General features: G+C 61.5%; 10 protein-coding genes. 5 read left to right on the top strand and 5 right to left on the bottom strand.

The window, feature by feature from the left end:
* Window positions 1–10 precede the first annotated feature (10 nt).
* Genes JNL55_RS33645 through JNL55_RS33630 form a run of 4 tightly spaced genes read left to right on the top strand, consistent with a single transcriptional unit; the run spans window position 11 to window position 2,388 of the window.
* A complete protein-coding gene (locus JNL55_RS33645; RefSeq protein WP_293865159.1) occupies window positions 11–751 on the top strand; it encodes a LytR/AlgR family response regulator transcription factor in 741 nt (246 codons plus the stop codon).
* Between the two features lie 20 nt (window positions 752–771).
* Window positions 772–1,071, top strand: coding sequence for a DUF4342 domain-containing protein (locus tag JNL55_RS33640; RefSeq protein WP_293865157.1), 300 nt, complete (start codon window positions 772–774; stop codon window positions 1,069–1,071).
* Window positions 1,071–1,838, top strand: coding sequence for a hypothetical protein (locus JNL55_RS33635; RefSeq protein WP_293865155.1), 768 nt, complete (start codon window positions 1,071–1,073; stop codon window positions 1,836–1,838). Before JNL55_RS33640 ends, JNL55_RS33635 begins: the two co-directional genes overlap by 1 nt.
* A 7-nt stretch (window positions 1,839–1,845) precedes the next feature.
* On the top strand, window positions 1,846–2,388 hold the full coding sequence (locus tag JNL55_RS33630) for a DUF4136 domain-containing protein (RefSeq protein WP_293865153.1): 543 nt from the start codon (window positions 1,846–1,848) through the stop codon (window positions 2,386–2,388).
* Here the strand turns inward: JNL55_RS33630 and rsgA are convergent, their stop codons facing one another.
* Window positions 2,389–3,447, bottom strand: a complete 1,059-nt coding sequence (gene rsgA / locus JNL55_RS33625) for a ribosome small subunit-dependent GTPase A (RefSeq protein WP_293865151.1) — start codon at window positions 3,445–3,447, stop codon at window positions 2,389–2,391.
* 255 nt (window positions 3,448–3,702) lie between these two features.
* Entirely contained in the window at window positions 3,703–5,493 is a 1,791-nt protein-coding gene (locus tag JNL55_RS33620; RefSeq protein ID WP_293865149.1) for a sulfurtransferase, read from the bottom strand.
* Between the two features lie 143 nt (window positions 5,494–5,636).
* Between JNL55_RS33620 and JNL55_RS33615 the strand changes: the two genes are divergently transcribed.
* Window positions 5,637–6,329 (top strand): class I SAM-dependent methyltransferase, encoded by a 693-nt coding sequence (locus JNL55_RS33615; RefSeq protein WP_293865147.1) that lies wholly within the window; start codon window positions 5,637–5,639, stop codon window positions 6,327–6,329.
* Window positions 6,330–6,338: 9 nt separating this feature from the next.
* Here JNL55_RS33615 and JNL55_RS33610 read toward each other — a convergent pair whose 3' ends face one another.
* The 3 genes from JNL55_RS33610 to JNL55_RS33600 form a co-directional block, all read right to left on the bottom strand.
* Window positions 6,339–6,659, bottom strand: a complete 321-nt coding sequence (locus tag JNL55_RS33610; RefSeq protein ID WP_293865146.1) for a DUF1330 domain-containing protein — start codon at window positions 6,657–6,659, stop codon at window positions 6,339–6,341.
* A 57-nt stretch (window positions 6,660–6,716) separates the two neighbouring features.
* A complete protein-coding gene (locus JNL55_RS33605; protein WP_293865144.1) occupies window positions 6,717–9,470 on the bottom strand; it encodes a hypothetical protein in 2,754 nt (917 codons plus the stop codon).
* Window positions 9,467–13,531 (bottom strand): DUF11 domain-containing protein (locus tag JNL55_RS33600; protein WP_293865142.1); only part of this gene is annotated, 4,065 nt, incomplete at its 5' end. The genes JNL55_RS33605 and JNL55_RS33600, both read right to left, overlap by 4 nt.

Below are 13,531 nucleotides of genomic sequence, written 5' to 3'. Positions count from 1 at the left end.
GGAAGCTCCAGTGCGTGTGTTGATCGTCGACGATGAAACCCTGGCCCGCTCCATTCTGGCCGAACACCTGGCCACGCTGCCCGAGATAGAAATCGTCGGCCAGGCGGCCAATGGTTTCGAAGCGGTGAAGCTGGCTGAAGAGGTCAATCCCGATCTGATGTTTCTGGACATCCAGATGCCCAAGCTGTCCGGCTTCGAAGTGCTGGAGCTGCTGGGCGAACGCGCGCCTGCTGTGATTTTTACCACCGCCTTCGACGAGTTCGCGTTGCGCGCTTTCGAAGTACACGCCGTGGATTATTTGCTGAAGCCAGTGGAGCCGCCGCGATTGGCTGCGGCTGTAGAGCGAGCGGCCGCACGAGTTCGGAACAAAACGCCGGCACCGTCGCCGGAAGAATTGTCGGCCTCTGCCCGACCGCCCGGACGCACGCTGGAGCGCATCCTGATTCGTCATGAAGGCCGCGTGCATGTCTTACCACTGGATCGCATCGACTTCATCGAGGCGCAGGACGATTACCTGTCGTTCGCTGCCGGCGGCAAGCGGCTGCGCAAGCAGCAAACCATGAGCGATTTGGAAACTCAGCTGGATCCCACGCGTTTCGTGCGTATCCACCGCTCGTTCATCCTGAACGTGGAACGCCTGGCGCGCATCGACCTGTACGGCAAGGACAGCTGGCTGGCCATCCTCGCGGATGGCACCAAGCTGCCCATGTCGCGCACGGGACACACCAAGTTGAAGGAGTTGATCGGATGAGTACCGGAGGAAGCACTGCCATGACCGAGACACATTCCACCCGCAACGAGCCACCGCGTTCAGAAGAATTTCAGTTCAGCGGCGATACTCTGTTGAGCAAGATCAAGGAGATCATCCGTGCCGGCAACGTGCGGCGCGTGATCATCAAGAACGAGGAGGGTCGAGTATTGATCGACATTCCGTTGACGTTGGGCGTCGTGGGCACCTTGCTCGCGCCGCAGCTCGCCGCCATCGGCGCGATTGCCGCGCTGGTGCTGAAGGGTTCCATCGTCATCGAGAAGGAAGTCGAGACGCCGTCGACCGTGACACCGTCGATGTGATGCTGAGGCGCATCGGCATCGTGACTCTGGTCGCTGTGCTGCTTGCGCCGCTGCAGTTCGCGTGCGCCTCGAGCGACGCTGCGCTCGATAGCTATTTGCAACACATTGCCGCCAGCCTGCCCGAGAAGGTGGCGGCGACGCTGAAAGAAATTGACGGCACGCCGCGCAGGTTGCTGGCGGCGCGAGCGTATCTACGCGCGGGCGATGAGCTGCGCAGCCGTTGGAGCTGGTCGACGGACGACATCCAGGCGCATGCGCGTTCGCCGGAGTATCGAGCCTTGCTCGAGGAGACGGAGCGAGTGAGAGCGCGCTTCGAAGCCCAGAATCCGGGATATACCTTGTACGCCAATACCGAAGCGCGCAGCCTGGAGTTGCAAGTCACTCGCTTCAACTCCAACAAGTCCGTGGCAAAAGTGGCGGCGTCATTGCACCAGCAAGCCTTGGCCGAAATTGGCAAGCCGGGCTACGGCTCGCCCGAGCGGGCCGCTTCAGTGCAGCGCTTCAAACAATTCCTGACGGAGTGGCGTCCGCCGACGGCCGCGCCGCTCGCCGCGCCGGGGATTTCTCGACACGGCCAACTGCGAGCCATCGACTTTCAGATCATGAAGGGCAAGGCCATCGTGGCACCCACTGAAACGGCCACGGTCAAACGCAATTGGGATACGCCCGGTTGGACAAAAAAATTGCAGACGGCGATGGCTGGCAGTAACTTTCGCGGGCCGCTGGAATCGCCCTACGAGCCGTGGCATTACGAATACGATCCTTGAGGCTGTTATGAAAACCGTTGTGTGGTCTTCTGGTTTGGCGCTGGGTGTGGCGATGTTGGCAGGTTGCTCGGCCACTGCGCCGTCGCGTGTGCGCGTCGATATGGCTGAAAGCGGTTTGCCGAATTGCCAGAGCTTCGAATGGTTGCCGACGCCTCAGCAGCCGGCTTCGTTCACCGAGCAGCGGGTGAAGAGCGAAGTGATGACCAAGCTCAAGGCCAAGGGCTACAGCGAAGTGACAGAGAAGGGCGACTGCCGCGTCACCTATGTGCTCGACATGCACGAGGTCGCCAAGAACAAGCCTAGAGTGGGTGTGGGCGCAGGCGGCGGCTCTGGCGGCATCGGCGGCGGTATTGGTATCAGCCTGCCCATCGGCAAGCGTGCCGAGCAGTCCGGCACATTCACCATCGACGTGGTCGACACTGCGAAGAACGCGCAAGTGTGGAGCGGCTCCGTCGACGCCTCATTCCTCAAAGCAGAGTTGAATGAGGATGAGGCGCGCGAAGTGGTGGCGACGGTCCTGGAGAAGTATCCGGATAAGGCGGCGAAGTAACTACCGTTTGTACTTCTCCTTGATACGCATGGCCGAGTTGGTCATGCGGCCGAAGTGGCGATCGCGGGCGCGGCGCTCGCGATTCGACATTCCCGCCAACGCCGCTTCGCGTTGTAACTTTTGGTAACTGGCGAGTCGGCGTGAGTCGAGTTCCCCAGCCTCGATGGCCGCGATGACAGCACAACCTGTTTCGGCCTCGTGTCGGCAATCTCGAAAGTGACATTGCGCGGCGAGCGCTTCGATATTGTCGAACACGGTTCGCAGCCCGGCATCGACCGCGCCGATCTTCAGCTCTCGCATGCCCGGTGTGTCGATGACCCACGTGCCGTCGTCGAGCGCAAACATTTCTCTCGACGTGGTGGTGTGACGACCTTTGCTGTCGTCTTGGCGGATGCCGCTGGTGTCCTGAGCCGACTTACCTATCAGCGTGTTCACCAGCGTCGATTTGCCCACGCCGGACGAACCGACGAAGGCGACTGTTTGGCCGGGTTGTAGCCACTGACTGAGTTTCTCGGCCGTCGACTCTTCGATAGCGTTCACGGCTACGACAGCCGCGCTCGTCCCCAATGCGTTGGCTTGCTCGATGTACGGCTCCGGACTGTCGCAAAGGTCGGCTTTGGTGATGACGATCACGGGCTCGACCTGCGCTTCGAATGCCACCGCCAGATAGCGTTCCAGACGAGATGGATTGAAGTCGTCGTTACAGGAGGTAACTACGAACAACGTATCCAGATTCGCTGCAATGGTTTGCACGCGATGGTCGGTGCCCGCGGCCTGACGTTTGATGACGGAATAGGGCGCGATCGCGCGTTGCACGCGAGGCGCATCGTTCTCGATCAACACCCAGTCGCCGACGGTAATCGGCAGCTCCAGCGTTTCTAGCAGTCGTGGTGCCAAGGTGACGGTGGTCGTTCCCTGCTCGGAAATGACGACCAGCCCATTACGATGCACGCCGGTGACGCGTGCGGGATGAGCGGTTTCGAGATCTTGTAACGTGAGTTGTTGGGAATGAAACGGGCGCCAACCCAGGCGCGCCAGGGAAAAAGCGGAAGATGACATGCGTGAACCCCAAAAAATGAACGCGACACGACATCCGCTCCTCGTGTGAGGAACGGGCGTTACGACGCTGGGGTGAACGCAGGGCCCGCCGCGTGGCGGGCATGACTGAAGTTAGCGGCGAGCGCTGACTGCAGTGGCTGGCATCAACCCGACGGAGATCGCGGTTCGCACAGTCATAGTTCTCTTGACCTCTCCTGGGTTGGGGAATGAAGGGAGCAAAGCGTACTCGCGCGCCGCCGGGCCGGCAAGTGCCCCTTAGGAGCTGGCCCAGGCCGGCGGTGGCGCTTTGAATGTCACAGGCTGGCGGCTCACCGGATGTTTGAATGTAATCTTGGCCGCGTGCAGGCACAGCGGTGGCGCATCGATGCTGAGCGTTTGCACGTCGCCCACTTCGCTGCCAACGAGATAGGCCGGATCGCCGCATACCGGCCAGCCCAGATGCGCGATATGGATTCGAATCTGATTGGTGCGGCCGGTGCGGGGGCGTGCTTCGAGCAACGCTGTGCCGTCGGCGAATCGTTGCAGCACTTTGAAGTCAGTGTGCGACGGCAAGCCTGCGACTGGATCGACGCTGCGTGAGCCGAGCTTGCCTGGCTCGCTGCTGATCGGTGCCGTGCAAGTGAACTCGTCGGCGTCGGGATGACCGTTGACGCGCACGAGGTAAACCTTTTCAACCTGCGTCTGCGCGAACTGATCCTGCACGCGGCCCGCGAAGTGGCGAGTGCGTGTGAAGACCTGCACGCCGGTGGTGTTCGCATCGAGGCGATGCGCCGGTCGCAGTTTCTGGGGCGCGTACACGTCGAACAACAACCATTGCAGCGTGTTGCGATAAAAACGTCCGCCCGAGTGGATGGGCAGCGGCGCCGGCTTGTTCACGACGACGAGTGCTTCATCTTCGTAAAGGATGCGCACATCCATGTTCACAGCCGGCTCGATCACGGCTGGCAAACGATGCAAATAACGTTCGCCAAACTTCACTCGATGCGTGGCGGCGACCGGCTGGTGGTCTGCAGTCAGGATCAAACCGTCCGCGCACTTCTGTACCCAGACTTCAACGGGAATGTATCGAACCACGCGGTACAGCACTTCGACGATGGTCTCGCCATCGCAATCCGCTGGCACATTCACCGGTCTGAAATGATCGTACGGCTGACTGCCCGGCAGCGGCTTCACCAATCGCTGGATGACTTCGTGCCGCTGAGCGATGTTGGCTGCCATCTGCTCGGCCGGTGTCTTGAAGCAGTACGGACACGACTTGCCCCACACATAATGCGGATGGGCTTGCTCTGCTTCCGTCAGCGGCGATTGGCATTCAAAGCATTGCGTCGACTGCGTCTCGCCGAGCCGCGGGTCGAGTCCCACGCGTTGATCGAACACGAAACATTCGCCGTCGTAGTGCTCGCCGCCGACGTCCTCGAAATATTTCAGGATGCCACCGTCGAGCTGCAGAATATTCTTGAAGCCTGCCTGCTCCATGAACGGCCCGGCTTTCTCGCAGCGGATGCCGCCAGTGCAGAACATCACTACCGTTTGTTCCTTCAACTGTTCCGGCAGTTTCGCCACCGCTTCAGGAAAGTTACGGAAATGATCGATGCCAATCGGTAGCGCGTTCTTGAACGTGCCGAGCTTGATCTCGTAGTCGTTACGCGTATCCAGCAGCGTGATTGGTTTGCCTTCGTCCAGCCACTGCTTCAACTGCGCCGCCGCCAGCTTCGGCGACGTGCGCCTCGCCGGATCGATCCCCGGCACGCCGAACGCAATGATCTCTTTCTTGATCCGCACCAACATGCGGCGGAACGGCTGATGATCGGTATGACTGAACTTCGGCTGCAAATCCGCGAGCCCCTGCCAACTGCGCAGTTCGGCCAGCAGCTGTTCGATCGGCTGTTCGCCGCCGGCCACGAACAGATTGATGCCTTCCGGGCTGAGCAAAATGCTGCCTTTCAGCTCTTCTTTGGCACACAACTGCTGCAAGCGAGCCCGCAACCCCCTGAGGTTGTCGAGCGGCAGGAACTTGTACGCGGCGATGTTGACGACGGGATTCATAGAGGCGGCGGATCTTATAGAAGCCGGGCGGGGCGAGTAAACCGCGGCGGCGCTCCAGCCTGGCTGTCAGCGGAAATCAGTGCTTTAGCCGTGCTCTTGACAGCTGTGGGTACACTGACTGCCTCAAGCTCGAGGTACTGGCGATGACTACAGCGACTGATGTTTTCAAAGATCCCGACGCGGTGGCGAAGTACGCCGAGGGGCCGCCCAGGCTGGTGCCGGGGTTCGCCGATCTGCAGCGGATGGCGATGTTACTGCTTGCTGAAAAGGCACCGACGGATGCCAGGGTGTTGGTGGTGGGCGCGGGCGGTGGGTTGGAATTGAAGGTGTTTGCGCAGAATCAGCTGGGCTGGCGATTCGATGGTGTGGATCCAGCCGCTGAGATGCTGAAGTTGGCGGAGAGTACGTTAGGGTCGCTTAGCCAGCGTGTGCAGCTTCATCAGGGCTACATCGATGTCGCGCCGGAAGGGCCGTTCGATGCGGCGGCTTGTTTGTTGACGCTGCACTTCGTGAAGCCGGAGGAACGACTGCGAACCCTCAAGCAGATTCATCGCCGTCTGAAGCCGGGGGCGCCGCTGGTGGTGGCGCATCTGAGCTTTCCTCAAAGTGAGCCAGAAAGATCGACTTGGCTGTCGCGATACGTCAGCTTTGCGGTGTCGTCGGGTGTTGAGCGCGAGAAAGTAGAGAACGCGAGAGCGGCGATTAGCGCGCAGCTACCGATCCTGTCGCCGGAGCAGGACGAGGCGATGCTGCGCGAGGGAGGATTCACGGACGTGAGTTTGTTCTACGCGGGCTTCACGTTTCGTGGTTGGGTTGCATACGCCGCTGACAAATAGTCAGCAAGCTCAAACGCGAGGATCGGGTGCGGTCTGATCGGCGCGGCCTTCTTGAAGAATCATGCGAGTGCTGCTGGTCGCCGCGCGGCGAAACTCGGAGAGGCGTTGATACTCGGGATCGTTGTACCAAGCTTCAGCGGAAGCGCGGTCGGGGAATTCGATGATGACCATCCGTTCATTGAAGGGTGCGCCTTCCGACGTGGTCACTGGGTCGCCGCGAGTCAGAAAGCGGCCACCGTATTTCGAGAGCGTATTGGGCGTGTGATCCGAGTACTTTCGGAAAGTCTCCGGATCCCGAATCGTCATCGTGCAAACCATGTAGGCGGCCATCGCAGTGTCCTCGTCGCGCATCGAAGCGAGAGTGTACTGCCGCCAACGCCGGAGTTTTTACTGAATCGTCACTTGGAACGTCACCGTTCCGGTCGCGCCGGGCAGCAAGCTGCCGGCCAGCGTCCATTCGATAGCGCCTGCGGTGCTGACGGTGGGGACTTTGGTGAGCGTGCAGCCAGTCAGGCCGGTAGCGAGCGTGCCGCACGCGGCGGAAGTGAACACCGTGTAGTCAGGTGTCGTGTCGTAGATCTTGATCGTAGTCAGCGGGCCGAGGCTACGGTTGGTGTAGGTGATGGTGTAGATCAGGATTTGGCCCGGCAGCGCGGTGGCGCGATCGACGGCCTTGGTCAATAGGAAGCCTGCTTCGCCGGCATCGCCGACGACGGTGAGATCGTTGCGAGCCAGCGCATCGGACAGCGCGCTGTTGGCGAGTGCGAAGGTGGCGCTGAGCGTCAACGGATACTGCTCGTTGTACGCGGCAGTCTCCGAAGCAAACACACGCGCCAGAATACAAACATTCTGTGCCGCGACCACTGCGATGCCGCCGGTGATTCGAGCATCGGCGCCATTGATCGCTCCATCGCAGTTCAAGTCCTGGAATAGCGTGTAACTCCAGCCGGCGGTCGCAGGCGCGCTGCCAGTGAAAGTGATGACGCCGGTCGTGCCAGCAACGAAGCGATGCGGATAGAACGCGACATTGCCGGGCAGAACGCTCTGCCGGCCGTCGGTGTCGAACCGGTTGGCCGGCACGTCGCCAAAGTTCACGTTGGCATACACAGTGCCGATGGCGTTGGTGAACGTAATCGTGTCGGTGGCTCGGTCGTAGGTGCCGCCGGTGTTGCCGACCGCTGCACCGGTGGAAATATACAAAGCGGTGTTGGTCTCGGTGAGCTTCAGGGACGTAGCGCCAGCTGCCGCCGGAATCCACAGCGTGTAGGCGCCGTCGTCCAGCGTGTTGGTCGAGTCGTAGATCGTATTGCCTGCGCTGTTGGTGATGCGCACCGGAACGCCCGGCAGCGCCGTCTCATTGACCTCGCGAACCACGTTGTTGGCGATGCTGCCAGAGCCGGTGCCGTCATCGCGGAACACGCGGCCAGTGAGCTTGCTGCCATTGAACAGGCCGAAGTTTTGATTCGGCTCGTCGCGCGTGGCAACCGACAGAGAACGAATCATGGTCGGCACTTCCGTCGGCATCCAGCCGGTCGGCATGGTCACGACCACGTCGGTGACGGTGTTGCTGTTATCGATGAGCACCGAGTAAGTGTCAGTCGAAACGTTGCTGAAACTGTACGCCCCCGTCGACGTGTTCACGGTTGCGACTTGTAGCGCACGAGTCGGATAAGACGTCTGAATGAGCTTGGCGTACAGCGTCTGCCCGGTGCCGCTTTCCGTGGAGTCCTTGAAGGAGTTGTGATTGGCATCGCTATAAACGTTACCGGTCACGCCGCACAGCGAATAAGTGCCGTAGGCCGTGACGACCGCTTCGCCGAGCTTGATGCCGAGCAGATTCAGCAGCGGATCGATCACCACACTGGTCAACGTGGTGAGGATCGGCGACAGCACACCACTGATGATGGGTTTCAACAGTCCGCTGACGGATAGATCCAGATTCAATATAGGTAACAAGTTCAGCGTCACCGTGACGCTGAGATTGCTGAGTAGCGTAGTAACCAGTCCCGCAGCGAAGCCCGCGCCGGTGTACGCAGTCTGTGTCTGCGAGTAGGGAGGGCTGAAGTTCATGTTCGTCGGTGACGGCAAGCCACCGCGTGCGTAAGCCTTGATGCCGATGGTGCCGGTGACGGACACGATGCCCAGCGCGGTCAAGCTCAGGGTGCCGAAAGGCGCCGGCGTGAAGCTCGCCTGGCTGAGAGTCGTTACGCGATTGAAGAACACGTTGTCCGAGATCGAGCCGATGTACAAATCGGCGACGCCCGGGCTGACCTGCGCACTGAACGTATTCGACAGGGCGTTGATCGTGCCGAGAGTGCCTTCGGCGCGAGCCACTTCGACGTAGACGGAAATTGCCGAGCCGAGCGTGACGCTGGAGTTGGCGACGCCCAGAATGCTGTCGAGAACGTTCAGCAGCGGTGCTTGTGCAGGCAGCGTCAGATTCAACTTCACGCGAATCGCGGCGCTATGGAACGCCGTGCCGGTCGGGCCACACACATAAGTCGGCGGCTCGACCACTTGCGCAGCCAGCGTAATGTTGTTCACGCCAGTGACACCGGCGACGCCGATCGTCACCGGGGTGTTGGTGGTGACGACGTTGCGATAGTTGTACAGCTGCACCGAACCCATCACCAGGTCCAACGCATTGATGCTGGTCTGGCCCGCTGCGCCGGTGATCTTGAGTAGGTCGCCAAGTTGAATGGTGTTGATGGGCACGCTCAACGGCACAGCGATGTTGGCGAGCGAAGCGGCCACCGTCGCGGCGTTACCGCCGACGGAGGCGCCGGCCGCTGCAGTCAGGACCTGCAATAGAGTGGCGTTAGCGGTCAGCGTCTGCGCTGGCGTGGACACACTCAGCGGAACCTGTAACAGATTCAGCATTTGTGCGACGTTGATGTTACCGCCGGCAATGTTTTGCCAATCCAGCAGATTGACGTTGACGCTCGAGCCGAGAAGATTGCCGAGCAGGGCGTTGAGCAACGGGCCTTGCGTGGTATCGATGGTCGCAAGCCGAGGTCCCGCCAGCACGCAGCCTTGGCTCGTGCAAGCCGCTTGTGCCGAGTTGCCGCTGAACAGCGGCGCTATCACCAGCAGCACCGCCAGCAACCAGCCACAGCTCATTTTGCAGCGGGTCGCCATCATTGCAGCCGCCCCAGCAACGATTCGTCGAACTTGAAGCGCAACCGCAGGTAAGCGCCACGACGCGTGTACTCGTCGGCCGCCAGATCGTCATCGCGGAAACCCATCACGTTGTAGCCGGCCGACAGCCACAGGTTGCTGGCCATCAAGTAGCCGACTTCGGCGCCGACGCCGCCCTGGCCGGACGAGAACGCTTCGCTCATCAGCGCACGAACATGCAGGCCGGCGTCGAAGCGCGTACCCAAGTCGCGAGTGACGCGGCCGCCGACCAAGTGCGCCTTGCTGGTGAAGCGACCGTCGATCGTGGTCTCCTTGGCAAACTTGGCAGAGTACTGAGCACGCACGACGGTGTGCGCGGCGTACTGATAATCCATGTGGGTGGAGAAGATGTGCACCAAGCGCTTCATGTCGAGCTCGACGCCTTCTTCGTTCTTGAGCTCGTAGCGCCACAGGCCGTTGACGCGGTTGGTGGCGCTGTCGCGGTAGGCGAAGCCGAACTGCAGACGCTCCTGAATGCGATCGTTCTGGCCTTGGTTGCGAGTCACGGCATAAGCGTTGCGGCCGAGGAAGGTCCACTCTTCCGACAGCTTGCTGGCCAGGCCGAACGTCGACAGCATGCCGTCGCCGTTGCTCGAGTCGCGAAGTTCCAGGCGCGCCGTGCCTTTCCACAGCGGGTTACGCGTGTATTCGAGAGCGCCAGTGACCGACGAAGTTTCGTTCTGAGAAGTGCCGTCGAGAGCATCGACGCGCTCAGCAGTCGTGTGGAGGCGCACGCCGCGCGTCAGCTGCCAACCGTTGCGCAAGCCGATCGCCGCCTGAGCTTCGCGACCGCTCATCACATCGGCGATGCGATACTCGCTGAACACATGATTGTCGGCGAGATAGTTGGTGTCGACGCCGAACACGGTGGTGTTACGTTCTTTGCTCGGATCCAGCTCGTACGGGCCGGTGAGCGAAGAAATGAACTCGTGGCGTGCATACAGGCGGCTGCGGCCGGCCAGACGATATTCGCCACCGGCAGCGGCCACCTTGTTGTCGGAAACTTCGATGTCCTGCTCGTACTCGCCGAACACCGTGGCGCGTTTGGAGAACGGCAGCGGCGTGGTCACCTTGGTGCGCACGCTGGTGGTCTCGGAAGTTTCGCCGGTCGCGGATTCATCGTTCACGCGACGCATGCCGAGCTCGGCTTTGACGTTGTGGCTGAAGCTCTGCTCGACGCCGAGCAGCGCACCGGTGCGGGTCGCGTCGTTGGTCACATCGGCGCTGTGCAGGAGTTCGCCCAGCACGCGGAAGCGCTCAGTGATGGAGTAGCTGGCCTTGCCGCCGGCTTCTTCGCGATTCGCAGAGAGATAAGACGACGGGTTGTCGAACGCCGCGTCGGTGTGGCCGGCGAAGGCACGAACCTGCAGGTCGGCGCCGTCGTGCGTGAACTCGACGCGTTCGCCACTGCCGCTCTCGGCATCGCCGGGACGCGTCTGCGCGTACTCGGCGACCAGCTGCGTATGCTCGCCCAGCGTGAGGATGGCGTTGCTGTTGTAGATGCGGCGCTGGTCTTCCGGGTTCTGGTCGTCGATCACCGCGGCACCCACTTCGATCACTTTGTTGAGCTTGATCTGCGCATCCACGCCGGTGATCCAGAATTCTTTGCCGCCCTGTTCCGCTTCATAAGTGATGCGGATGAAGATCGGGTTCAGATTCGCGTCCACCGACGGGATCGGTGCGCGGAACAGGATCCGGCCGCTCATCGCTTCGACTTCATAGTCGCTGAAGCGCTGCTGAGGCACGGAGCTGATGATCACGGCCGGCTGGTCGCGGTCGCGTGTGATGATTTCGATCTGTTCGCTGTTCTCCAGCGCATTGGTGTTGCTCAGGAAGAACGGGCCGGAGGTGCCGTTGGCCGGAATTTCCTGCACCACCTGCCGGGCATTGTCGTGGCTGGCGAACGCGTTGATCGCCACCGGGCCGCGCTGATAGCGCTCGTTCACGCCGGTGAGGCTGCGGTTGTAAGCGCCGAGCTTGCGCTCGAGGCTCAGGCTTTGGGTGGTGAAGTCGCCGGCAAGCAAATAGGAACGATCCTTGTCGATGCGCACGTACAGGCGCGAGGTGGACTGGGCGTCGTAACCTTTGACCGAGCTGTCGCCGTACACCGGGTAGAAACGATCCGGTTGGATGTCACGGAACAGCCGTTCGCGTGAATCCTTTTCCGAGTCATAGCCGAGCGTCAACAAGTAGTCGCCGCGAACTTTGCCTTTCAGGAACAAGGCAGCGCGGGCGCCGCCGGTCAGTTCGCCATCCCGGGCCGAGAACTGACGCAGCTCTTCTTCAAAACCGTCTTCACGGCGCGCCGCTGTCATCGCCTTCATGTCGAACTTGCTCAGATCCAGCGTGCCTTCGATCAAGCCCGCGCCGATCAGGGGGCGCAGCGCCGGCAAGAAGTTGAGTTGCGCTTCGTTGGTGAAGCGGCCGCTGGTGACGGCGATCTTGGCGGTGCCCGGGGCGATCGGCGAACGCAGGCGGAACTGGCCCTGGCCGCCTTCGATGAACACCTGGGTGCCCGGCTCGTTCGGATCCAGATCCTCGACTTCCCAAGTACCGAGCGTGGTTTCGAGCGTGACCGCCGTGCGAGCCGCGACGATGACATCGTGCTGGTCTTCCAGCTGGACGCGAATCACAGCCATCTGTTCGCCGTCGGCCGGCACGCCTTCGGCAGGCACTTTCAGATTCACGCGGGCCATCTGATCGGGCGCGATCAGCACGATTTCGCGAATGCCACGAGCGTTGCCGAACGGATCGCGCTGGACCAGCTTCAGGGCATTGCGGCCCGGATGCAGTTCGACACCGACGAATTCCCAAGCTTCCAGCTTGCGCACGCGATCGGTGACTCGAGCGCCGACGCGATCGGTCGACACTGGCGCGTCGTTAACGGTCAGGTCGAACGTCGAGCCGGCGGTACCCTTCACGCGCACGGCGATCTGAGTGGTGCCGACTTGGTCGCCGTCGATCAGGCCGATGTAGTCCAGGCTGCCGTCGACGCCAGTCATCATGGCTTGCAACATGGTGGCGCCGATATCAATGGGCGAAGCCACGACGGCCGCAGGTATGATCTTGGCCGCCGCTGCATTCTCCGGAGTCAGGACCGCCGGCGTAACCGCGCCAACCGGCTTCGACGGCACTCGCGCCGTCGCTGCTTCACCGATGACGCCGCTGGCGGACAGGCCACGAATGTCGCCGGCATCCGGCTCGCCTTCGGGCTTCAATTCATTCTGTAAACCCAGATTCAACTCACGGCCCAGGCCGCTGTTGAGCGAAGTAGGATCTTCGGAGCCGCGGCTGGCGGCGCTGATGGTCTGCAGGATCGAGTCAGTGCAACCCGTGGCTGCGAAATCGGCACGATGCATTTCGCTGCGCTGAACGTCGACGAACTGGCTCTTGCCGTCCTTCGCATGACGATGTGAGATCGCTTCGAGCGTCAGGCCGGCGGGCAGCGTGGTCGAGTCGACCTTCAACACGTGAGTGCGCGGCGAGACACCGTAGAAGCTGTACTTACCTTCGCCGTCGCTGATGACGAAGCTGCCATCTTCCATATAAAGGCGCACGCGCGGCAGGCCAGGTTCGCCGGCGTCTTGAATCGAGTTGGCGTTGCAGTCGGCGAAGATCTTGCCGAGCACATAGGCGCGATCGTCGAACACGCCGCCGTCGACATCGACTTTGACGCTGGCGACGTTGCTGATCTTGCGAGCCGGCACCGCGCTGGTCAGCTTGGCGCGGTTGGTGCGGTCGCCTTCCATCGCGCCCGGGCCGATAGCGACGCGATAAGTCAGCGTGCGTTCGGTGGCGCTCAAGCCGTCGATGGCGAAGTCCAGCACCGGGCCTTTACCACCCGCCGGATCGGCGATGGCGACACCATCGAGCTTGGCGGTGTTCTTAAGATATGTGAAGCCCGGCGGCAGGCGGTCGGTCAGCGTCAGCTGCGTCAGATTCAAATCGGTGACGTTGCGCATCATGATCGAGTACTGCAGCGTGTCGCCGAGCTCGACCTTTTCGCGCGCTGAGCGCTTCTGTAG

It is taken from the genome of Steroidobacter sp., assembly GCF_016790065.1.
GTDB lineage: Bacteria > Pseudomonadota > Gammaproteobacteria > Steroidobacterales > Steroidobacteraceae > Steroidobacter.
Note: the sequence above shows the minus strand (reverse complement) of the source record. Positions and strands in the feature narration are given on the sequence as shown.

What these genes read in the sequence shown, in the direction of transcription:
- JNL55_RS33640 (WP_293865157.1), top strand. Translation starts at nt 772, where the DNA reads ATGACCGAGACACATTCCACCCGCAACGAGCCACCGCGTTCAGAAGAA.
- JNL55_RS33635 (WP_293865155.1), top strand. Translation starts at nt 1,071, where the DNA reads ATGCTGAGGCGCATCGGCATCGTGACTCTGGTCGCTGTGCTGCTTGCG.
- JNL55_RS33630 (WP_293865153.1), top strand. Translation starts at nt 1,846, where the DNA reads ATGAAAACCGTTGTGTGGTCTTCTGGTTTGGCGCTGGGTGTGGCGATG.
- rsgA (WP_293865151.1), bottom strand. Translation starts at nt 3,447, where the DNA reads ATGTCATCTTCCGCTTTTTCCCTGGCGCGCCTGGGTTGGCGCCCGTTT.
- JNL55_RS33620 (WP_293865149.1), bottom strand. Translation starts at nt 5,493, where the DNA reads ATGAATCCCGTCGTCAACATCGCCGCGTACAAGTTCCTGCCGCTCGAC.
- JNL55_RS33615 (WP_293865147.1), top strand. Translation starts at nt 5,637, where the DNA reads ATGACTACAGCGACTGATGTTTTCAAAGATCCCGACGCGGTGGCGAAG.
- JNL55_RS33610 (WP_293865146.1), bottom strand. Translation starts at nt 6,659, where the DNA reads ATGGCCGCCTACATGGTTTGCACGATGACGATTCGGGATCCGGAGACT.
- JNL55_RS33605 (WP_293865144.1), bottom strand. Translation starts at nt 9,470, where the DNA reads ATGATGGCGACCCGCTGCAAAATGAGCTGTGGCTGGTTGCTGGCGGTG.